The organism is Gilliamella apis, from assembly GCF_030758615.1.
In the GTDB taxonomy this organism is placed as follows: Bacteria; Pseudomonadota; Gammaproteobacteria; order Enterobacterales; family Orbaceae; genus Gilliamella; species Gilliamella apis_A.
This window is the reverse complement of record NZ_CP132381.1, coordinates 402,136-425,621: the sequence shown is the minus strand read 5'-3', so window position 1 is coordinate 425,621 and position 23,486 is coordinate 402,136. Positions and strand designations below refer to the sequence as shown.

Sequence of the window (23,486 nt, the reverse complement as noted above, 5' to 3'; positions counted from 1 at the left end):
ATTAGATAATAAGTAACTCTTTCGCATTGGCTAATGTCGCATCTGTAATTTTATCGCCGCCCAATAACCTAGCTAACTCATTTAAGCGACCATTTTTATCTAATCTTTGCATATCAGTCGCTGTCTGTTTGCCATTTGTTTGTTTACTTACAAAGTAATGTTGATTAGCTTGACCCGCTACTTGTGGCAAATGTGTCACAGTAATAACTTGAGTTGATTCACCTAGTTGTCTTAATAACTGTCCCACCTTAGCGGCAGTAGGTCCGCTAATACCAACATCAATTTCATCAAAAATCAGTGCCGGTGTATCCATTTTTTGTGCTGTTAAAACTTGTATAGCCAAAGCAATACGAGATAATTCACCGCCAGATGCGACTTTTCCTAAAGGTTGTGCAATTTGTCCTGCATTGGTACTAACTAAAAAGGACACCTGATCTGCACCATCTTCATTCAAGCGGTTTTCATCGAATGTTATATCAATACTGAAATCACCATTTGGCATAGATAGTTCATGCATAGTAGCCGATACTTTTTTAGCTAGTGTTTTGCTAGCTGTTAAGCGTTTTTGGTGTAATTTAGTTGCTAATTCTACAGCAATTTGTTGATATTTTTTGATCTGCTCTTTTAATTGCTCACCTTGTTCATCTTGCTGATTAATCTGTTTAAATTCATTAAGTAAACTCTGATGTAATTCAGGTAACGCTTCCGGTGACACATGGTGCTTACGTGCCAAAGCAATCTGTTTTGATAAGCGTTGTTCAAGTTGCATCACTCTTGCCGGATCCAACTCTAAACTTTCACTATAATGACGTAATTCATAGCAAGCTTCTTTAATTTGGATAGTGGCTTCTTCTAGCATTGCCGAAACATTATTTAAGGATGGATCTAATGCAGCTAAATCATTAATAATATGTTTAACACTATTAAGCATATTACTTACATTGTACTCATCAGCTTCGTCGAGTAACATTATCGATTGTTGACTAAGGTTAATTAGCTGTTCACTATTGGCTAACTTCTTATATTCCTCATCAATTTGTTGATATTCCCCTTCAATCGGCGAAAATTCATTTAATTCTTTTAACTGATATTGCAATAATTGAACATGTGCATCACGTTCTTGTTTTGAGGATTGATATTGTTGATAAGCTTGGCTAGCCGTTTTCCATTGCTTATAGGCCTGTTGCATTTGCGATAATAAGTTCGGTTCATGCATATAGTGATTAAGTAATATTTGTTGATAATCACTTTTTAACAAACGCTGATGTTCATGTTGGCCATGAATTTGAATTAGCATTTGTCCTAAATCTTTTAATTGTGAAATTGGTACAGCTCGCCCATTAATAAATGCTTTAGAACGCCCATCTTGATTGATGACTCGTCGTAAAATACAGTCATTACCTTCATCAAGTTGATTTTCAGTTAACCATGCATATGCCGCTGGTGTGTCATCAAGGATAAAACTAGCTGAAATATCTACTCGTTCTGCACCATTACGAATGGCAGAGGCATCTGAACGATTACCTAAACATAGTCCTAAAGCATCAATCGCAATCGATTTACCGGCCCCAGTTTCCCCTGTAATTGCGGTCATCCCTGTTGTAAAATCAACTAACAACTGATCGACAATAGCAAAATTATTAATAGTAAGTTGAGTTATCATAATAATTAAATAAACACATGCAGCTGATTAAAATTAGTACGAGTATACCAACAAAAACACTGTAAATAAATACAGCTTTTTAAATAAAATTACGATTTAATTTTATTATTTTAACTAGAATTACGTTGCTATCTTGATTTTACCTTACTTGCAAAACTGATTCTTTCGCTTAATAATTAAGCAAATCGATAAAAGGGGGTCGTCAATTGATAAGAAAAAAATAAACCATTGATAACAACTGAATCAATGGTTTTGACCAATCATTAGTTTATATATAAGTTGATGTTATAGTTAGTTAATATAATGAACTAATCACTTCATAAATTAGTTGTAAATTTAATATCACTAACGAAATAGTTGCTATCCAGCCTAAAATAGTAGTTAACTTACGGTTAACAAACTCCTGCATAATTTTTTTATTTGAAGTGACCCAAATTAAAGGCACCATGGATATCGGTAAAGCGATGCTCAAAAATACTTGAGTATAAATTAATAAATTTTCGACAATATTTTCTCTATCTCCCCAAATATAAATACATAAAATAACCGGAGTCACCGCCAATCCACGACTAATTATTCGTCTTGCCCAAAGAGGAATCGATAAATTGATAAATCCCTCCATAACTATTTGCCCTGTCAATGTACCCGTAATTGTTGCATTTTGACCGGATGCCAGTAATGCCACAGCAAATAAAGTAGCCATAACTGAACTCGCTACTGGCCCCACCATATGTGGGTCTTTCAAAGCATCATATAGCTGTGTAAATCGACCAAGATCATCGGGATTATTGCCATAAAAAAGGGCAGCACCAAGAATCAATAATAGACAATTGATGATGAACGAAAAGGATAATTGTATATTGGAATCAATGGTGGCATATTTAATTGCATCTTTTAGACTAGTTCGATTCTTTCTGTCATATTTTCTGGTTTGAACGATAGAAGAGTGTAGATATAAATTATGTGGCATAACAGTTGCACCAACAATGCCCAGCGCAATAACCAATGCTGAATCATGGCCTTTGATTGAGGCAGTAAAAATATCTGTTCGAGGAATAAAACCATTTATAATGTCACTGAATTCTGGAGATGCCCTTAACACTTCATAAGTGAAGATAATAAATATTGTCGCAATTAAACAAAAAACGATAGCTTCTATTTTTCTAAAACCAAACCGCATTAGAATTAACAAAATAACCACATCAAATACCGTTAATAAAACCCCAATTAATAATGGAATATCAAATAATAGGTTTAAGGCAACAGCACTACCAATTACTTCGGCAATTTCTGTGGCAATAATAGCTAATTCAGTGGATATCCATAAACAAAAAGCCACTTTTCTACCAACCATCGATTTAGTTGCTTGAGCAAGATCCATGCCTGTAACGATGCCTATTTTTACACACATCGCTTGTAACAACATGGCTATCAGGCTAGAAATTAATATTACTGATAGTAGTAAATAACTATAAAGAGCCCCACCTTGAATTGAGGTTATCCAATTCCCAGGATCCATATAACCAACAGCAACTAAAGCCCCTGGTCCAGAAAAAGCCCACAGTTTGCGAAAAAAACCAGCATTAGGGTTGGGAATATGAACCGTATTATTAATCTCTTCAAGACTTACTGTAGATATTTTTAACATAATTAAAACCTCTAAATGGATATATCGGCATTATACATGATAATGAGAATCATTATCAATTAATAACAACTCATTTATGGTTATTTTTAAAAATTATGATGATAATGTGTATTATTTATATTTAAGCGTGTATATTATTTATTCAAGATTAGTTTATATAGGTATGGCTATGCCTATTATGACTGATTAAAGATACAGAAGTCCATCCCAAATCATTATCAAAAAACTAAATAATATCGTTTTAAGTAACCGATTATTTTATAAAACAATCAGCAGTGTTAAGTGGCAGTAAACTGATCTAAATTATTGTCTATTCTCGTTTGAAAATCTATTTAATATAGTAAGGAATAAGTCACATGTTTGGAAATAAAACAAATCGTCAAATTATCATCTGGACAACAATTATTGGTGGTTTTATAAGTTCATTAGTAAAGTGGGGATCTGAAGTTAATATGCCCCCTCGAGTTCCTGGTGAAATTTCGCCACCAGCGGCACATATTGATGCTTGGCTTGGTTGGTTAGGCATCAATTCTCACTCGCTTGATTATATTTATCAAGGAACCAATGTTTTGGGTGCAGTCACTCTTTATCACTGGTTATTCAGTTTCGCTTTTGCTTTTGTTTATGTATTTATTGCTTATTTTTGGAATAAAATCCGACTTTGGTATGGGGCGTTTTATGGTCTAATTATTACCGTTGTCATGCACGGATTTTTAATTCCTTTATTAGGTTTCCGCCATCCTGCTTACGCACCAGAAGGAACAATTGGTTGGTTGTGGAATTTAAATGGCTATGAATTATGGAGTGAAATTCTAGGCCATATTTATTGGGGTGTTTCTATCGAGATCTGTATGATTGCAGTTCTAGCGCACTTTTCCAGACCAATCCGAGGCGAATGGCAAAAATAAATATTGTTTGCTCCCCTTCTATCCCAATCAAGATAGGAGGGTTTTGAATCTTAACTATATAAATTAATTATTAATCATATTTGTAAAATATTTAGATTAATCTTCACAGTTAACAAAGAAAAAAACGATAATAAAAAAGTTCAAAATCGACTGAGCAGTCACAACACCAAGATGGTCATTACCTAATGATGGACAGATCAATGTAAGTTCAAGAAAGTAAATTAAATAAAGAATAATACACATAGTAACTATTATTGATCATGTTCTAAAATTTATTATTATCTTATATGCCGTTATTAAATAAATATATCTAATTTTAATTTAGATAAAAAAGCTAGATTATTTTGTTATAGTTAAAAACTATATCAATCCATAAAAAACTATAATTATTCAATAACATTTTTTTTTGTTATCTTTTTATCTACTAAAGAACTGCGATGAAATGAAAGGAAAATAAAATGAATACTGCTGTTATTGGATATCCACGTGTTGGTAAGCTTCGTGAATTAAAATTTGCTACCGAAGCTTATTTTAAAGGAAACAAAACTCAAGCTGAACTATTAAGTGAAGCAAAAGCGCTACGTGCAGAACATTTAAATCAACAAGCTGCTCAAAAAATAGCATTTATATCATCAAATGACTTCTCATTTTATGATGCAGTTCTCGACACAGCATGTTTACTAAATGTTGTACCAAAACGTTATCAAGATTTAGGTTTACCTGAACTCGATCGTTATTTTGCTATGGCTCGTGGTTATCAAGGCGATAAAGGTGATGTTCGCGCATTAGCTATGAAAAAATGGTTCAATACCAATTATCACTATCTTGTGCCTGAAATCGAAGATTCACTAGAAATAAAAATTGCCAGTAGCAAACCATTTGATGAATACCAAGAAGCAAAAGAACTCGGCATTCAAACTAAACCTGTTGTCATTGGTGCTTTAACCTTTTTCAAATTAGCTCAATACTTAGGTAGTAAGCAATTAGTTGATTTTAAAGCTGATATTATTAAAGCTTATCAAGAAATCATTCAAAAATTCACTGATCTTGGCGCTGATTGGATTCAAATTGACGAACCAATTTTAGTGACTGATCTTACTCAACAAGATATCGAGTTATTTAACGAAATTTATCAAGCTATTTTATCTGTTAAAGGTAAAACGAAAGTCGTATTACAAACTTATTTTGGTGATGTACGTGACTGTTATAAAGAACTTGTTGCATTACCTTTTGATGGTGTTGGTCTTGATTTTGTTGAAGGTAAACAAACTTTAGCCTTACTTGAAAATAATGGCTTCCCTGCTGAAAAAGTATTATTTGCAGGTGTCGTTAATGGTAAAAATATTTGGAAAAATGATTACAAAAAAACTTTAACTTTATTAGCTAAAATTAAACAAAAAGCTGCAAACGTTGTGGTGAATACTTCATGCTCATTATTGCATGTACCTTATACATTACAAAATGAGACTAAATTAACTATTCAACAACGTGCTTATTTTGCTTTCGCTCAGGAAAAACTACAAGAGCTTGCTGAATTAGGCCAATTACTTAATGAAGCAAATCCAGATAATAATGCCACTTATAAAGCGAACCAAACACTCTTTACCCGTGAGCGTGAAGGAGCTAACCAAGTAGTTCGTCAAAAAGTAGCAGCATTAAAAGAGTCTGATTTTACTCGTTTACCTGAGTTTTCAGTGCGTGAAGCTGAGCAGAAAAAAGCCTTTAATCTGCCATTATTACCGACTACAACAATTGGTTCATTCCCACAAACCCCAGATGTTCGTTTAAATCGAGCTAAATTTAAAAAGGGTGAAATTTGTTTAAATGAATATACCGAATTTAATAAACAAAAAATTGCTGAATGTATCAAACTGCAAGAAGAGATCGGTATTGATGTATTAGTTCACGGTGAATTTGAACGTAATGACATGGTGGAATACTTCGGTGAAAGCTTAAACGGATTCGTATTTACTGAAAAAGCGTGGGTACAATCTTATGGTACACGTTGCGTTAAGCCACCAATTGTTTGGGGTGATATTTCACGTTCAAAACCAATTACTGTTGAATATTCAAAATATGCACAAAGTTTAACTGATAAACCAGTTAAAGGCATGTTAACCGGCCCTGTGACTATCTTAAACTGGTCATTCCCTCGTGAAGATATCTCACAAAAAGAATCGGTATTCCAAATTGGTTTAGCGATCAGTGATGAAGTATTAGATCTTGAAGCGGCTGGTATCAAAGTCATTCAAATTGATGAAGCAGCATTAAAAGAAAAATTACCATTACGTAAAGCTGATTGGAATAGTGAATATCTAGATTGGGCAATTCCAGCGTTTAGATTGGTTCACAGCAAAGTACAAGCTGATACACAAATTCATACTCATATGTGTTATAGCGAATTTGCTGACATCATTAAAGATATCGATGCGATGGATGCTGATGTTATTTCATTTGAAGCATCACGCTCAAATCTACAATTAATTGATGTGCTTAAAGCTAATAACTTTAAAACAGAAGTGGGACCTGGTGTGTATGACATCCACTCACCACGCGTACCACCAGTAGCTGAAATCAAAGCAACTATTGAAAAATTATTAGCCAAAATTGATAACCAAAAATTGTGGATTAATCCAGACTGTGGTTTAAAAACTCGCGGTGAAAAAGAAGTAGTTGAAAGCTTAGAACACCTAGTTCAAGCAACCTTAGAAGTGAGAAAGACACTTAATTAACACTGTTTTTTATAAAGTTAATTAGCTTTGTCTGTCTTAATTACCGCCGCCTTTATAGGCGGCGGTAATGTCAGTAGAGTAAAAAAAGATAGCAAGAATGGATGGTACCAATGAAAACAAATTTATTATTTAACCAAAAAACAGTATTTTCCTTTGAGGTTTTTCCACCTAAAAAAACGTCACCATTAGAGACAATTTATAGCACATTACGCGAATTAGGTTATTTTAAACCTGACTTTATTAGTGTCACTTATGGTGCTGGTGGTAGCTTAAATGGCCAAACTACAATTGATATTGCACATTCGGTTAAACATACTTATGGTATTGAAAGTGTCGCCCATTTACCAGGGATCAACTTCGACAAAGCCGAAATGCTAAAAATTCTTCACGACCTCAAATGTGCCGGAATTGATAATGTATTAGCATTACGTGGTGATATCAGTCCCAATGTACCACCAAAAGATGATTTTCGTTTTGCTAGCGAATTAGTTACCTTTATTAAAGAAAATGGTGATTTTAATGTTATTGGCGCATGCTATCCAGAAGGGCATCTTGAAGCAACGACGCTTAAACAAGATTTAATTCATCTAAAAGAAAAAGTAAATGCCGGTACCGATCAGCTAATTTCACAACTATTTTTTGATAATGATTATTTTTATGCTTTTTTAGATAAAGCACATGACATGGATATTAATGTACCAATTGAAGCAGGTATTATGCCCGTTACCAATAAAAATCAGATTGAACGCATGGTTTCAATGTGTGGCGTAAATTTACCTAAAAAGTTCAAACAGATGATGGAAAAATATGAACATCACCCTGATGCATTTCGTGATGCTGGTATTGCTTATGCTATCGATCAGATTGTTGATTTAGTCTCACAAAATGTTGATGGCATCCATTTATACACAATGAACAATAGTTACATTGCTAGACGTATTAGCGAAGCAGTATCAACATTACTTGCTGTGCCAAAATCTGCATAATGATTAGTAATAAATAAAAGTGGGGAAAGATTTGGAGAAATTGGTTGCGGGGGCTGGATTTGAACCAACGACCTTCGGGTTATGAGCCCGACGAGCTACCAAGCTGCTCCACCCCGCGTCAAAGAGGTGGCTATATTATATCAATAAAATAATAAAGCAATACCTTACTAGTCTAACTGTCCTTTTTTTACACATTCCTTAACAAATAAAGACAATTTATATACCAAACGGTATACACTCCTCAATATTTTTTACAACTAAACTTATTCTAGTTGATTATCCATTATGCTAATATTTAACCAATTAGCAAAATCATTAATTGGAAAAAGGAAAAAATATGTCAACTCAATATCATGGATCTTGTTTATGCGGTAAAGTTAAATTATCTGTGCCGTTTGCTAATACGGATTTTAGTGCATGCCATTGCCAAACTTGTCGTAAATGGAGTGCTGGACCTTTAATGACTTTAGCGCACAGTGGTGATTTAACGATAGAAGGACAAGAGAACGTTACCCATTTTAATTCATCACAATGGGCGGAAAGAGCATTTTGTAAAGAGTGTGGCTCTCATCTTTATTATCATTTAAAAGGTACGCAAAATTATTATATTGCTGCTTGGATCTTTGACGATATTAAGGATTTAAAATTCACGGCTGAAGTCTTTATTGATAAAAAACCAACTTGCTATGCGTTTGCTAATCAGACTCACAAATTAACTGAAGCAGATATTTTAGCAATGGCTGAAGGAAAGGCTTAAAAAATAAATTATAATTTAATCTATTTATAAAAAAAGACGAGCTATAGCTCGTCTTTTTGTTTATTGATAAAGTGCCTGTAACGGTATCACACTATCAGCAGGATCGTAATCCAAAGCTGCTGTCGTAGCATAAGCTGCATTCATAGTCGTATCATAATGAACCTTATATTGGATAGCACTACGGCGTAGGATTTTAGATGCTTCAATAGCCGCACGACCTGAAGTTGTGTTAAGAATATAACTGTACTCGCCATTTTTAATATGATCATGAATATTTGGCCGACCTTCATTCTCTTTTTTAACGATTTGGCAGCTGATACCTGCTTGTTGTAACAGTTTGGCCGTACCCAAGGTTGCATCAATCGTAAAACCATGCGCAATTAAACATTTAGCTACTTCTAATAGTCTTGATTTATCTTGTTCACGAACTGAAAGTAATGCTTTACCCGATTTTTTCATGTTAGATAAACTACCAAGTTGTGCTTTAGCAAAAGCTTCGGCAAACGTTTTACCAATTCCCATGACTTCACCGGTTGAGCGCATTTCTGGACCTAAAATAGGATCGACACCGCTAAACTTATTAAATGGTAATACCACTTCTTTAACAGAGTAATAAGGAGGCAGCACTTCTTTAGTCACATTCTGTTGTGCCAGCGATTTTCCTGTCATCACCCGAGCTGCAATTTTGGCCAATGGTAACCCTGTAGCTTTCGAGACAAAAGGTACCGTTCGTGCAGCCCGAGGATTAATTTCAATCAGATAAACTTGATTATCTTTTACTGCAAACTGTCCATTCATTAAACCTTTTACGTTTAGCTCGAATGCTAACTGTTTAGCTTGTTTACGCAGTTCAGCTAGAATTTCAGGACTTAATGTATAGGTTGGTAGCGAACAAGCAGAATCACCAGAGTGAATACCCGCTTGTTCAATATGTTCCATAATGCCACCAATAATAATTTGTTCACCATCAGCAATGACATCAATATCCACCTCGATTGCATCATCTAAAAAGTGATCAAGTAGTACAGGCGCATTATTTGACTCACTCACCGCTGTTTTAAAATAACGGCGTAAATCTTGTTCATTGTAAACAATTTCCATTGCTCGTCCGCCTAATACGTAAGAAGGACGAACCACTAATGGATAACCAATTTGCTCAGCTTTAATCACTGCTTCATCGAGATCAGTGACAGTAGCATTTACGGGTTGTTTTAACTGCAACTTATCAACGATAGCTTGGAAACGTTTGCGATCTTCTGCTTTATCAATGGCATCAGGCGAAGTACCAATAATCGGTACGCCTGCTTGTTCAAGTGCTCGGGCAAGTTTAAGCGGCGTTTGACCTCCATACTGCACAATTACCCCATCAGGTTTTTCAACATGAGCAATTTCAAGTACATCCTCAAGAGTGACTGGCTCAAAATACAGACGATCCGAAGTATCGTAATCGGTTGAAACAGTTTCTGGATTACAATTTACCATAATGGTTTCAAAACCATCTTCACGTAAAGCCAATGCAGCATGCACACAGCAATAATCAAATTCAATGCCTTGACCAATTCGATTCGGCCCACCACCCAAAATCATAATCTTTTTACGATTAAATTGTGGTTGTGCTTCACACTCTTGCTCATATGTTGAGTAAAGATAGGCTGTATCGGTTGAAAATTCAGCAGCACAAGTATCTACTCGTTTATAAACTGAGTGAATATCATATTGCCAACGTCGATCTCGCACTATTTGTTCTTGGCAACCTAGGAGTTTGGCGATACGAAGATCGGAAAATCCTTTGCGCTTAAGCTGCCATAATGCCTCTTGATCAAGATCTTCAATCGTTTGCTGTTTTAAGCGATTTTCTATTTGGACTAACTCTTCAATTTGCACTAAGAACCAACGATCAATATGGGTTAATAAAAAGATTTCATCCAGCGTGAAACCAGCACGAAACGCATCAGCTAGATACCAAATACGCTCACTACCAGCTTCCTGTAATTCATAACGAATTTTAGTTAGATTCTTTTCATCACTATAATCATCGATTTTTTCGTCCAACCCACTGGCACCAACTTCTAGACCTCGAAGTGCTTTTTGCATCGATTCTTGGAATGTTCGGCCAATGGCCATCACTTCACCAACTGATTTCATTTGAGTAGTTAAGCGATCATTACAGCCAGCAAATTTTTCAAAATTAAACCGTGGGATCTTAGTAACGACATAATCAATAGTAGGTTCGAAAGAAGCAGGTGTTTTTCCACCAGTAATATCATTGCAGAGTTCATCAAGTGTATAACCAACCGCTAATTTAGCCGCGATCTTAGCAATAGGAAAACCCGTTGCTTTAGATGCTAATGCTGAAGAACGCGATACCCGAGGATTCATTTCAATCACAATTAATCGACCTGTTTTTGGATCAACCGAAAATTGAACATTTGAACCACCAGTTTCAACGCCTATCTCACGTAATACCGCAATTGAGGCATTACGCATAATTTGATACTCTTTATCTGTTAAGGTTTGTGCCGGTGCAACCGTGATTGAGTCGCCAGTATGGATCCCCATAGGATCGAAATTTTCAATCGAACAAACAATAATACAATTGTCATTTTTATCCCGCACGACCTCCATTTCATACTCTTTCCATCCAATCAATGATTCATCAATAAGTAATTCATTAGTCGGTGATAAATCAAGTCCTCGAGTACATATTTCCTCAAATTCTTCTTGATTGTAAGCTATACCGCCACCGGTTCCCCCCATTGTAAAAGAAGGACGAATAATACAAGGAAAGCCGACTTGTTCTAATACCGCATAAGCTTCTGTTAATGAGTGAGCAATACCAGAACGAGCTGTATCAAGACCAATTTTTTTCATCGCCTGATCAAAGCGTTTGCGATCTTCCGCTTTATCAATCGCATCGGCAGTAGCACCGATCATTTCAACATTAAACTCTTTTAATACTCCCTGTTTTTCAAGCTCTAATGCACAATTTAATGCCGTTTGCCCCCCCATTGTCGGTAAAATAGCATCAGGTCGCTCTTTCTCGATAATTTTGCGCACACATGTCCAGTGGATAGGCTCAATATAGGTAGCATCAGCCATTTCTGAATCGGTCATAATGGTTGCGGGATTCGAGTTAACTAAAATGACTCGATAGCCCTCTTCACGTAATGCTTTACATGCCTGAGCACCGGAATAATCAAATTCACAAGCTTGACCGATAACGATTGGCCCTGCGCCAATAATTAGAATACTTTTAATATCTGTTCGCTTAGCCATGTTATTGCTCCTGCTTATAAATTTTAATTAATTCAATAAAGTGATCGAAAAGTGGCGCAGCATCATGAGGCCCCGGACTTGCCTCTGGATGGCCCTGAAAACTAAATGCTGGTTTTTTATTGTGATGAATACCTTGTAATGAACCATCGAATAACGATTTATGTGTAGCTCGTAAATGATTAGGTAAGGTATTTTCATCGACAGCAAAGCCATGATTTTGCGCAGTAATCATTACCCTATTATTTTCCAGATCTTTAACTGGATGGTTACCACCATGGTGACCAAATTTCATTTTAATCGTTTTAGCACCACAGGCTAGCGCTAACAATTGGTGCCCCAAACAGATACCAAAAACAGGAATATCGGTAGTCAGAAACTGCTTAATCGCGTCAATGGCATAAGTACAAGGCGCCGGATCTCCTGGGCCATTTGATAAAAAGATACCATCCGGATTTAAGGCCAGTACTTCATCTGCTGGCGTTTTAGCGGAAACAACAGTTAACTTACATCCACGCGCAACTAACATCCGTAAAATATTTTGTTTAACACCAAAGTCATAAGCAACAACATGGTAAGGTAGTTCACTTTCTGCTTTTGGGATTGGATACTCTTGTTGAATTGTCCATATACTGCTGGTCCATGTATAACTTTTACTGCACGTCACATCTTGAGCCAGATCTAAACCACTTAAACCCTTATAATCTACTGCCTGCTGTTTGGCATTTTCTGCTTTATCAAGTAAGGTCTGTTTATCATTTGCGGTAATAATCACGCCATGTTGTGCCCCTTTTTCACGTAAAATACGTGTTAAACGACGTGTATCAATATCAGCAATCGCAATCACATTATGTTTTTTTAAATAACTTGAAAGATCCATTTCGCTGCGATAATTACTTACGATTAATGGTAAATCTCGAATAATCAATCCTTTTGCATAAACTTGCGTTGATTCGGCATCAGCACTATTGGTACCAACATTACCAATATGCGGATACGTTAATGTCACTATTTGTTCACAATATGAAGGATCAGTAAGAATTTCTTGATACCCTGTCATAGAAGTATTAAATACAACTTCACCAACAGTTTGGCCTTCAGCACCAATTGATTTACCAATAAATTGTGAACCATCTTGTAAAATAAGGAGGGCATAAGTTTGCATGATTAAACGACCTTTTGATTAAATAATCAATAATTATGAATAAAAATTCAATTAATTGTTTTCTAAAGAGACAATATTTGGCCATTTTATTACAATTTTTTAAACAAAAAAAGCGATATTATAAAAAAAAATTAAACAATAAAGTCTAATTTTTTAGACTATTCCATAATTTAACACCAATATCACATAAATATGAAATGTTTAACTTGAAATTGCATAATTATTCAAATAAAATCTTAATAATTTTTTACGGCTATTAGGAGCTCTGTATGCACGGTTTTTATCAACGTCATTTTTTACGTTTACTTGACTTTACTCCAGCAGAAATCAATCAATTGATTAATCTAGCTATTGAATTAAAAAAAGCCAAAAAACAAGGTACCGAAAAACAACATTTAGTCGGTAAAAATATTGCGCTTATTTTTGAAAAAGACTCAACTCGCACTCGCTGTGCATTTGAAGTTGGTGCATTTGATCAAGGTGCACAAGTTACCTATTTAGGGCCAAGTGGCAGCCAAATCGGACACAAAGAATCAATTGCGGACACGGCTCGAGTATTAGGCAGAATGTATGATGGCATTGAATACCGTGGCTATGGGCAAGAAATTGTTGAAACCTTAGCTAAATATTCTGGTGTCCCGGTTTGGAATGGTTTAACCACTGAAGCACATCCAACTCAAATTTTAGCTGATTTTATGACCATGCAAGAACATATTGGTGAGCGAGCATTAAGCAGTGTTAAATTTGCTTATTTAGGTGATGCCCGTAATAACATGGGTAACTCATTAATGGAAGGTGCTGCACTTATGGGCATGGAAATTCGTTTGGTGGCCCCTAAAGCTTGTCAGCCAGAAGCAGAATTGGTACAAAAATGCCAAGAAATAGCTAAAACGACTGGCGCAAAAATCATTTTAACGGAAGACGTTGCTGATGGTGTTAAAGATGTGGATTTTCTATATACCGATGTTTGGGTATCGATGGGCGAACCAAAAGAAGTTTGGGACGAAAGAGTCAAATTATTAACGCCATATCAAGTAAATCAGGATGTCATCAATTTAACTGGTAATCCAGAAGTCAAATTTATGCACTGTTTACCAGCATTTCATGATATGAATACCACTGTTGGTAAACAAATGGCAGCTCAGTATGGTTTAAAAAATGGTTTAGAAGTCACAGATGAAGTCTTTGAATCTAAACATAGCATCGTTTTTGATGAAGCTGAAAACCGCTTGCATACGATTAAAGCAGTAATGGTTGCAACGTTAGCTAAAGACTAATAATATATTTGATTATCATCATTGCTTGCTTAGCTTAACTTGGCTAAGAAACTTTTTGCCGACCTAATGTCGGCATAATTTTATCAAAAGATTTTTATCATAATGACTAAAAAACAGCGCAATAAAGATTTTAGAAAGTACCTTAAGCTAACTAATCCCATTCACTTTTTGGCTGTTGGCTTAGGTAGTGGTTTATCGCCAATCATGCCGGGTACTATGGGATCATTAATGGCGATCCCATTATGGCTGTTATTCTATGGTTTAACGCCAACGTTATATTGGGTGTTTATTTTAGTAACCTTTATTTTTGGTTGTTTTGTTTGCCAAAAAACTTCAGATGATACTCATACTCATGATTCAGGCCATATTGTCTGGGATGAATTTGTCGGTATGTGGATAACTTTATTTTTTATTCCACAGATTTCGATTTTATGGGTAACGATTGCTTTTGTTGCATTTAGAATCTTTGATATGGCCAAACCTTGGCCAATCCGTTGGTTTGATAAACACGTACCAGGGGGATTTGGCATTATGGTTGATGATGTGATCGCGGCAATCTTTTCATCATTATCGGTTTATCTTTTAACCTTTATCATTTAAAGATAAATCTATCTTTAAATGATAATTTCAATATGAAAATAAGGGTTACTTAGCATAGCAACCCTTAAAACATTTTTTGTGACCATCCTAACTTACTCGATAAATTATTAAAATAATCATAGTCTTTAGTATGGATTAAATTAAATTCATAATTGGAGCGACGGATTATCACATCTTGGGTTGGCCTAACCGGTAAAATAATTTGGCTATCACAAGCTATATTAAGATCCAAAGCGGTAGTTGGAAATTTAAGATGAATAGGATCATCACTCTTAATCACTAAAGGTCTAACTGCCAAAGAGTGTGGAAACATTGGCGTAATAATTAACGCATCTAAATGTGGCGCCAGTATTGGCCCGCCAGCAGAAAGTGAATAAGCGGTCGAACCAGTCGGCGTGGCAATAATTAAACCATCAGCACGTTGTGAGAAAGCATTACGCTCATTGATATACACATCATAATCAATCATATGCGCAACAGTATTGGGGGTAACCACAATTTCGTTTACCGCAAAACCAGAATTAATCAATTGACCATCACTATAGATAGATACTTCTAGTAAAAATCGTGAATCTTCGTCATATTCACCTTTAATAACCGGTGTTAATTGTTCAATGACATGGTCGTGAGAAATATCGGTTAAAAAACCCAAATTACCTCGATTCACCCCAATTACTTTGATTTTATAGTGTGATAAGTGACGCGCGGAACGTAACATATTGCCGTCGCCCCCCACCACAATGGCTAAATCTGCTTGTTCACCAATAGTATCGAGAGATGCATAGACATTGCTAGGTAATTTAATATATTGAGCTAATCGATCTTCTACTAAAACTTCAATACCTAAGTTAACTAGCCAGTCATAAAGTACCTGATGAGTTTCTATCGCCTCTAACTTACGTGGAATCCCAACCAAACCAATACATTTAAATGGTCTACCCATAAAATATCCTTGTTCATTTTTGACTTAAGTATCATTATTTTTTAGTTATCAATTAAAAAACACGATATCATCTTATCGTTAAACTTGTAATAATAAAATTTGTCCCCATAATAACTGTTATTCACTAAGTTTTCGACTAAATTTGGAGTACCGTATGACAGAACAAGAGAACAATATGTCAGAAAATGAAACAAACATTGAAACCCCAGCTGAGCAAAGTACTGAAGAGCAAACCCCATCACAACCAAGTGTTGAAGATCAGTTAAAGGCCAAAGATGCTCGCATTAGCGAACTTGAACAAGCACTGCAACTTGCTAAGAAAAACGAGAGTGAAGCAATGATTCGTGCTCGTGCTGAAATCGATAATGTACGCAAACGTGTTGAACAAGATGTTGATAAAGCACGTAAATTTGCTCTTGAAAAATTCTCAAATGAACTTTTACCGGTGATTGATAATCTTGAACGGGCATTAGAATCTACCGATAAATATAATCCTGAACATAAAGCAACGGTAGAAGGATTAGAGTTAACACTTAAATCATTTTTAGATACGGTCAAAAAATTTGGTATTGAAGTTATCAATACAGCTGATTCACAGCTAAATCCTGATCTGCATCAAGCAATTAGTATGGTTGAATCACCAGAACATCAATCAGGACAAATTGTTAATACTATTCAAAAAGGCTATACACTTAATGGCCGATTAATTCGACCAGCAATGGTAATTGTAGCTAAATAAAGTTAGGCTATATAGTAAAAAACCGCCAAAATAGCTGGCGGTTTTTTTTATCGATTTTTCTGCTCCTCACGAGTCAGTTTTCTCATCTTTTGTTCAATACGTTGTCGCTTTAATGGCGAGAGATAATCAACAAACAGTTTACCTTTTAAATGATCCATTTCATGCTGTATACAGATGGCTAACAATTCATCAGCATCGATTTCGTAAGGATTACCATTACGATCTAACGCTTTAATCTTGATTTTTTCCGATCTAGGCACAAATCCACGGCAGTCAGGTATCGATAAGCATCCTTCTTCAATGCCTGTTTCACCCTCTTGACTAATCACTTCTGGATTAATAATCACATAAAGTTGGCTTTTATCTTCTGACACGTCAATGACAATAATTTGCTCATGCACATCAACTTGCGTTGCGGCAAGCCCAATGCCATGTTCAGCGTACATGGTTTCAACCATATTATCGATAATTTCTTGTAGCTCAGGTGTAAAATTAGAGACAGGCTTAGCGACTGTGCGAAGTCGTTCGTCTGGGAAACGTAATACCGGTAAAATAGCCATAAATTCTTCGATCTACTCCTCAATTTGGTGTTTTCTCAATTTCGTATACATTGTAAACATTTATTATGCCCATGAATAGCCTTAGTTGGCTATTGGTAAAATATATCTAATCAATTCTAGATATGGTTCAAGCTAACGATGTATATAAAAGGACTGTAATGAGTAAATATGAATTTTTATTGCGAATTTCAATGCTTGGCCATAAAAGAATAAGATATTTTGAAAAAATAGGTCTATATTTTAGTGCTGGTCTACCTAATAAAATAAATAATGTACCACTATTATTGGAAAAGATAGGCGTTTGTAAAACTCTTCAAAGTCGTTTTTTTGCCATTTCCTATCTTCATTTTGAACCCATCCTTGATTGGTTAGCTACTGCTAACCCAGCTAAACATTTGATTGCTTATTGTGACTCAGATTATCCAACATTACTTAAACAAATCAGTTCACCACCGTTATTGCTATTTGTTATGGGTAATAAACAACTATTACACTCTCCACAAATTGCAATGGTGGGTAGTCGTGAATTTAGTGAATATGGCGCACAGTGGGGGCGCTATTTTGCTAGCGAATTAGCCATTAATGGTTTAACTGTTACTAGTGGGCTCGCTCTCGGTTTAGATGCCATTTGTCATCGTGGTGCACTAGAAGTATCCGGCAATACCATTGCTGTATTAGGTAGCGGTTTAGCGGAAATTACACCACGCGCCAATCTAAGATTGGCAAATGATATTTTAGCTCAAAATGGAGCGCTCATTTCAGAATTCAGCCCATTTGAAAAAGCAAGAGCAGTATACTTTCCTCGTCGAAATCGAATTATTAGTGGATTGAGCTTAGGGACATTTGTGCTTGAAGCTTCTGAGCAAAGTGGTTCACTTATTACCGCACGTTATGCTCTTGAGCAGAATCGTGATGTTTTTGCTTTACCTGGTGATATTGATAATCCAAATAGCCATGGTAGCCATTATTTAATCCAACAAGGCGCTTATCTGGTTACTAAACCAACCGATATTTTAGAACATTATAGTGGCTTTTTATCATCACTTAATCGACAGAATAATCATGAAAACAAAGAGGGTAATACCGTTTTATATCCAGAAATTTTTGCTGTTATTCATCATCAGCCTATTGCTGTTGATACAATCGCTACGCTAGTTGATTTACCCATTCCTGAGTTAACCATTAAATTATTAGATATGGAAATAGCTGGCTTAATTATCACCGTCACTGGAGGCTATATTCGTAACCGCACGATATAAAGTTATCGAAAAAATTGAGGAACGGGTTTTTTCAACATAAAAAACCGCTGTAAAAATACTGCGGTTTATTTTAAAAATAATAACGAAGAAGAACCAAGTTATTTATCGTCTACTTCAAGTGCAATTTCAGATAAGATAATGCCAGTATTATCAGCATAAACAAAATCACCCGAGAAGAAAGTTACACCGCCAAAATTGACACGAATATCAACTTCGCCAACACCTTGATCTTCTGCACCAACAGGAATTGCAGCTAGTGCTTGAATACCAATTTCAGCATCAGCAAGATAATCTACTTGGCGCACTGCACCATAAACAATAATGCCTTCCCATTGGTTTTGTAGGGCAATATCAATCAATTCGGCATCTATCAATGCTCGACGCACCGAACCACCGCCATCAATAACCAATACTTTCCCTGCACCATTGGATTGTAACACTTCGTACAAAATGCCGTTATCTTCAAAACATTTAACGGTGACAACTTGGCCAGAAAATGAAGCCACACCACCAAAGTTACTAAATATCGGTTCGACAACGTTCACATCTTCTGGGTAGTAATCGCAAAGAATTGATGTATCAAATTCCATGGTCGAGTCTCCTTATACAGTAATATCTATTCGATTCTAGTATAACGCTAACATGAAGTAAAACGATATAAATTTGGAATAAACGTGAGCTAGCTCAAAATAATACCTAAACAATAAAGTAAATTAGTCAATAAAGCAAGTTTGACCATTTGTACTAATAGTGGCACAGCGTCTTTATTCGTATTAAATTTAAACACCATGTACATATGTTTAAGATACAACGGCAGTGTTAATAAAAAGATACCACTGCAATAAGTGTGTAACTGTTGATAAGCAAATAAACCAAAGAAACATAATGATACAATTAACAAAACTAACTGATAACAACAACCATAAGTTTTACCAATCAGCACAATCAAAGTCCGTTTATGATGTCGTTTATCACTTTCATAATCACGCAAATTATTAATATTCAGCACTCCCACTGCCAACAAACCACTAGCTATTGCAGGAAAAACGATTGATGCCGATAAAGTTTTAGTCTGTAAATAATAACTGCCCATCACACCAACTAAGCCAAAGAAGATTAACACCGATAGATCACCTAAGCCAATATAGCCATAAGGTTTTTTACCAACGGTATAAGTAATTGCTGCGATGATTGAAGATAAACCTAATAAGATAAAAATTAATAATTGATAAGCGTTATTACAGGCTAACCAAAGTAGAGTCAATCCAGAGCAAACACACAATATAATGGTGATCCAGATAGCTATTTTTAACTGATTAAGAGTGATTAGACCTAGCTGTAAACCACGTTGATGGCCGATTAAATTGTGTTTATCGCCACCTTTAACCGCATCACCATAATCGTTGGCTAAATTTGATAAAATTTGTAACAACGCTGCAGTAATCATTGCTAACAACATAATAATTAGATCAAAAGAATGTTGCCAATAGGCAAGCGCATTGCCCAACAAAATAGCAGAAAACGATAAAGCTAATGTTTTCGGACGTAAACTAATAATCCATGGATAACATTTATTGGCCATATAACTGTTTTTTTGCGAAAAAATCAATCATTCATCATATCAGTAATTGATAGTATATTCATCCATTAGCACTAACTAATAGATGGTTTATTATCAATTTTTTTATTATTGGAATGCATAAATTTCTTTATTTTTCTGATGTATCCTCTGATTTTACCCTCTCGCAATGCTGCAATAAAAAAGCCTAACGAACCATAAATTGCACCAAGAAATAGAATCATAAAGATATTAAATAAATTATCTGACAAACCTAATCCCATCTGATTTACTCCAGCAATCATATTGGTTGCCCAAGTTGATGGTAACATCCGTGATACCGTTTGTACCCATAACGGCATGGCATCAAGTGGCCATATGGTACCGGATAGATAAAATACCGGTGTTGTCAAAAAAGCTAAAGTTAAGTAAATCATCTCGGTTCGATGTAAACATTCAGTCAGTAATTTACTTAAGCCTAATACGCCTAATAATAGCGGAAATGTCATCACCAAAATAGCTGGAATGCTAGCTAATTGCCGATAACCAAGCACCCATGGCCATAATCCAAATAGGACTAAAGACAAAAATAGCCATATCGGAATAAGACCACACAAGCTACCAAATATGACAATTTTTGGTGGTTTTCCTTGTGGCAGTGAATGCAAAGTTAGATTAGTTCGTGTTGTTGCTATTAAAAAGGTATGTTGCAATAACATGACTAACAAGCCAGGAAACGTTATCGCTGCAAAACTGATACCAGCATTATAAAGCGGCATAGTTTGCCCTTTAATTGGTGATAATATGATATTAATTTGTGGATCAGAAAAACCACTATTCCGCATCACACGGGTATTATATTCGGTCAATATTTGTTGATATATTCCTCTAATATCCACCTGTATCAGACCATTTGCTAAACGGCTGGAGGCATCACCATAAGCAGGGATTGTTACATCTTCACCATTCAATAGTCGCTTTTCAAAATCCCGCGGAATGGTGAACACCGCAAATAACTTACGGCTGTTAATATCATCATAGGCTTGCAATGAATTTTCATAAGTAAGCACATCAATTTTGGAACTGGTATTTAAAGAACGAATCAGACTTCGACTGGTGGTAGTATGATCTTGATCAACAATCGCAACCGGCAAATTGGTGATGGTACCATTCACATAGACTAAACTCATTAACGAGACAGATACTAATAGCAACAGCCACATTGGTCGCATTAGCATATAAAAAAACATTTTTACTGCTGAAGATAGAAATAGCTTAAGCATGCCAATATAGCCTCTTACTGTGAATGTAAACGTTTGACTAAACGTTTTCTTACTAATACTGTAATAATTATTGGATAGATCATTAAAATAGCGCAGGTTTTCAATACCGATATATAGCTAGAATGCCGTAAAAATAGATCGAATAATTTATTAAGCGCATAGGTTAAAGGTTCAAGGGACGAAATAAATCTCGCTATCCATGGCATTGACAATTCTGGCACAACTACCCCCGAATAAGTTAATGCCAATCCAACTAACACCCCAATATAGGTATAAGCATCTAATACATTTTTGGTAAACGAATAAAGTAAAATACCGATACTTTGTGCTGCAATTACATAAAAAAACACCACTAGCATCATGGCGAATGGAGAACCTGATACCCTAGCATCAGAAAATAACACTAACATTGCTATTTCAAACATTAACAACATAGTATACCAAATGGTATAAGGTGCTAATTTACCCAAAACAAACGGATAATTAGGCCGAGTTCGCTTAGGCAAGCGAGATAAAATATAAATAGTTGTTGTTACAACAAATAATTGTAATAAATGTACAACTGCAGAAAACTGCTGAAAGTACATTGAGTTACCACTGGCATTAAATAGCCCATCATAATTGAAATTAACTTGTGCAAGTTTCGGTACCGGCAAACCAATACTTGTTGCCATTGTGGTACGATATTGAGTGTTTAATGAGGCTATTAAACCTGAATAATCCATTATAGAATAGAGGCCAGCACTATAGTATAAAGCATTATAATAGAGCATCGGCGTTGGTTGACGACCCGCTAACACATCAGCTTCAAAATTAGGTGGAATATACAAAATAGCGTAGATTTTTGCTTTTTCTAAATCGCGTTCTGCGCTCTCAAGCTGATTATCATAATTGAATAAATTTGCATGCGCACCCGCATTAAGATCGCGAACAATTTCACGAGATAAAGTACTTTTATCTTGATCGACATAGCCTACTGGCAGATCAAATAACACACCTCGGTAAAAGATACTACTGATGATCACAAAGATAATCAGCGGTAAAATCCACATTAACCAGTGGAAAGTAAAGCGCTTAAATATATCTGGGATTTCATCGTTAAATGCGTCTTTAAAGCGATGCCAGAAGTCTAAAATTAGTCGTCGATTTTCCATAATGTACTCATACCTGCACGTAAGCCTTCTACAGGTTTAGTTGGATAAAGTCTAATTTCAAACGTTTTTAAATCAAAATCACCCGTCGCTCGCGTTGCCCGTTTAGTCGCATAATCTCCCATTGGTGCAATAAAACGAATTTCAGCTTCAATTTCTTTATTACCAAGCGCAGGAACTTCCAGCTTAACATGATCACCTTTGTGAATATTAGGCATAATATTTTCACGCAGATTAAACACAAAATAAGCTTGTGGTAAGCGAATAACCGTTAATAGTGGACTATTAGGATTAAATAGCTCGCCAACTTCAGCAGGAATTGAACCTACTTCCCCATCTACTGGCGCTTTAACTTGCAAATCATCATATTGGATCTGTAGTTGTTTAAGCTGCTCTTCAGCTTCTTTTAATTTAGCATTATAGATTTCACGTTGTTCAACCCGATCGCCATTTTTGGCTTGATCTAAATTAGCTTGAGCTGACAACACTTGTTGATAAGCCGCATCGCGAGTTTTTAGCGCACTATCTAATATTGATTGCGAGACAAAGCCTTTGGCCGAAATCGCTTTGTTACGATTGTATTCTTTAGAAGCATTATCGTAAGCAACTTTAGCTTGTTCAAGTAATGCTTCATAATAACGAATACTCTCTTCACGAGTACCATTTTGAGAAAGTTGCACTTGTGCTTGCGCTTGCTCTCTAGCTGCTTCAGCGGCTTTAACTTGCGCTAACAATTCAGGACTATCGAGTGTAATTAAGATGTCATTTTGCTTAACATCATCACCTCGATTGACATGAATAGTCTGCACTCGCCCCTTTGCTTTTGAGGAAATGCTAACATTAGGTGCATCCACTTCACCTTGCAAAATTAGCTGGCTACTATGAGCACGAATTAAAATCGTCATTGAAATTAAAATAACAATCAATGCAACTACAATAAAAATTTTTTTATTCATATATTTTTTAGATTAATAAGTATCAGAT

The 23,486-nt window shown here is 35.6% G+C and carries 19 protein-coding genes and 1 tRNA gene; 8 read left to right on the top strand and 12 right to left on the bottom strand.

Features of this window, described 5'->3' with window-relative positions; genetic code table 11:
- Position 1: 1 nt before the first annotated feature.
- Positions 2-1,663 (bottom strand): DNA repair protein RecN, encoded by a 1,662-nt coding sequence (gene recN / locus RAM17_RS02045; protein ID WP_110448734.1) that lies wholly within the window; start codon positions 1,661-1,663, stop codon positions 2-4.
- Between the two features lie 295 nt (positions 1,664-1,958).
- The gene (locus RAM17_RS02040) at positions 1,959-3,311 is read right to left on the bottom strand and encodes an Nramp family divalent metal transporter (protein ID WP_110448735.1); all 1,353 of its coding nucleotides are present in this window, start codon (positions 3,309-3,311) and stop codon (positions 1,959-1,961) included.
- A 356-nt stretch (positions 3,312-3,667) separates the two neighbouring features.
- Here RAM17_RS02040 and RAM17_RS02035 point away from each other — a divergent pair, with 356 nt between their 5' ends.
- From RAM17_RS02035 to metF, 3 genes are all read left to right on the top strand, one after another.
- Positions 3,668-4,219 (top strand): YagU family protein, encoded by a 552-nt coding sequence (locus tag RAM17_RS02035; protein ID WP_110448736.1) that lies wholly within the window; start codon positions 3,668-3,670, stop codon positions 4,217-4,219.
- A 458-nt stretch (positions 4,220-4,677) separates the two neighbouring features.
- The gene (gene metE, locus RAM17_RS02030) at positions 4,678-6,951 is read left to right on the top strand and encodes a 5-methyltetrahydropteroyltriglutamate--homocysteine S-methyltransferase (protein WP_110448737.1); all 2,274 of its coding nucleotides are present in this window, start codon (positions 4,678-4,680) and stop codon (positions 6,949-6,951) included.
- Between the two features lie 110 nt (positions 6,952-7,061).
- Complete coding sequence (gene metF, locus RAM17_RS02025) at positions 7,062-7,937, top strand: methylenetetrahydrofolate reductase [NAD(P)H] (protein WP_065579112.1); 876 nt, start codon at positions 7,062-7,064, stop codon at positions 7,935-7,937.
- A gap of 41 nt (positions 7,938-7,978) precedes the next feature.
- Here metF and RAM17_RS02020 read toward each other — a convergent pair.
- Positions 7,979-8,055 (bottom strand) — tRNA-Met (locus RAM17_RS02020).
- Positions 8,056-8,274: 219 nt separating this feature from the next.
- On the opposite strand from RAM17_RS02020, the gene RAM17_RS02015 reads away from it, so the two are divergent.
- Entirely contained in the window at positions 8,275-8,694 is a 420-nt protein-coding gene (locus RAM17_RS02015) for a GFA family protein (protein WP_025316813.1), read from the top strand.
- 60 nt (positions 8,695-8,754) lie between these two features.
- Here the strand turns inward: RAM17_RS02015 and carB are convergent, their stop codons facing one another.
- Positions 8,755-11,970 (bottom strand): carbamoyl-phosphate synthase large subunit, encoded by a 3,216-nt coding sequence (gene carB / locus RAM17_RS02010; protein WP_110448738.1) that lies wholly within the window; start codon positions 11,968-11,970, stop codon positions 8,755-8,757.
- 1 nt (position 11,971) lies between these two features.
- A complete protein-coding gene (gene carA, locus RAM17_RS02005) occupies positions 11,972-13,132 on the bottom strand; it encodes a glutamine-hydrolyzing carbamoyl-phosphate synthase small subunit (protein ID WP_110448739.1) in 1,161 nt (386 codons plus the stop codon).
- A gap of 269 nt (positions 13,133-13,401) precedes the next feature.
- Between carA and argF the strand changes: the two genes are divergently transcribed.
- Together argF and RAM17_RS01995 are read left to right on the top strand one after the other, a co-directional pair.
- Complete coding sequence (argF, locus tag RAM17_RS02000) at positions 13,402-14,409, top strand: ornithine carbamoyltransferase (RefSeq protein WP_086358327.1); 1,008 nt, start codon at positions 13,402-13,404, stop codon at positions 14,407-14,409.
- A gap of 102 nt (positions 14,410-14,511) precedes the next feature.
- Entirely contained in the window at positions 14,512-15,009 is a 498-nt protein-coding gene (locus tag RAM17_RS01995) for a phosphatidylglycerophosphatase A family protein (RefSeq protein ID WP_110448740.1), read from the top strand.
- A gap of 64 nt (positions 15,010-15,073) precedes the next feature.
- On the opposite strand, the gene nadK is transcribed toward RAM17_RS01995, so the two are convergent.
- The gene (gene nadK, locus RAM17_RS01990) at positions 15,074-15,952 is read right to left on the bottom strand and encodes an NAD(+) kinase (protein WP_086358329.1); all 879 of its coding nucleotides are present in this window, start codon (positions 15,950-15,952) and stop codon (positions 15,074-15,076) included.
- Between the two features lie 154 nt (positions 15,953-16,106).
- Here nadK and grpE point away from each other — a divergent pair, with 154 nt between their 5' ends.
- On the top strand, positions 16,107-16,691 hold the full coding sequence (gene grpE / locus RAM17_RS01985; protein WP_110448741.1) for a nucleotide exchange factor GrpE: 585 nt from the start codon (positions 16,107-16,109) through the stop codon (positions 16,689-16,691).
- Between the two features lie 47 nt (positions 16,692-16,738).
- On the opposite strand, the gene def is transcribed toward grpE, so the two are convergent.
- Positions 16,739-17,251 (bottom strand): peptide deformylase, encoded by a 513-nt coding sequence (def, locus tag RAM17_RS01980; RefSeq protein WP_110448742.1) that lies wholly within the window; start codon positions 17,249-17,251, stop codon positions 16,739-16,741.
- 158 nt (positions 17,252-17,409) lie between these two features.
- Between def and dprA the strand changes: the two genes are divergently transcribed.
- Entirely contained in the window at positions 17,410-18,510 is a 1,101-nt protein-coding gene (dprA, locus tag RAM17_RS01975) for a DNA-processing protein DprA (protein ID WP_181414709.1), read from the top strand.
- Positions 18,511-18,608: 98 nt separating this feature from the next.
- On the opposite strand, the gene rraA is transcribed toward dprA, so the two are convergent.
- The 5 genes from rraA to RAM17_RS01950 all read right to left on the bottom strand — a co-directional run bounded on the left by rraA (position 18,609) and on the right by RAM17_RS01950 (position 23,458).
- Positions 18,609-19,100, bottom strand: coding sequence for a ribonuclease E activity regulator RraA (gene rraA / locus RAM17_RS01970; protein ID WP_086358333.1), 492 nt, complete (start codon positions 19,098-19,100; stop codon positions 18,609-18,611).
- Positions 19,101-19,189: 89 nt separating this feature from the next.
- A complete protein-coding gene (locus tag RAM17_RS01965) occupies positions 19,190-20,092 on the bottom strand; it encodes a 1,4-dihydroxy-2-naphthoate polyprenyltransferase (RefSeq protein WP_110448744.1) in 903 nt (300 codons plus the stop codon).
- Between the two features lie 71 nt (positions 20,093-20,163).
- Positions 20,164-21,351 carry an ABC transporter permease gene (locus RAM17_RS01960; protein ID WP_110448745.1) on the bottom strand — a complete coding sequence of 396 codons (1,188 nt, stop codon included), beginning with the start codon at positions 21,349-21,351 and terminating at the stop codon, positions 20,164-20,166.
- Between the two features lie 14 nt (positions 21,352-21,365).
- Positions 21,366-22,505, bottom strand: a complete 1,140-nt coding sequence (locus tag RAM17_RS01955; protein WP_110448746.1) for an ABC transporter permease — start codon at positions 22,503-22,505, stop codon at positions 21,366-21,368.
- Positions 22,487-23,458, bottom strand: coding sequence for an HlyD family secretion protein (locus tag RAM17_RS01950; RefSeq protein WP_065579101.1), 972 nt, complete (start codon positions 23,456-23,458; stop codon positions 22,487-22,489). Before RAM17_RS01950 ends, RAM17_RS01955 begins: the two co-directional genes overlap by 19 nt.
- Positions 23,459-23,486 lie beyond the last annotated feature (28 nt).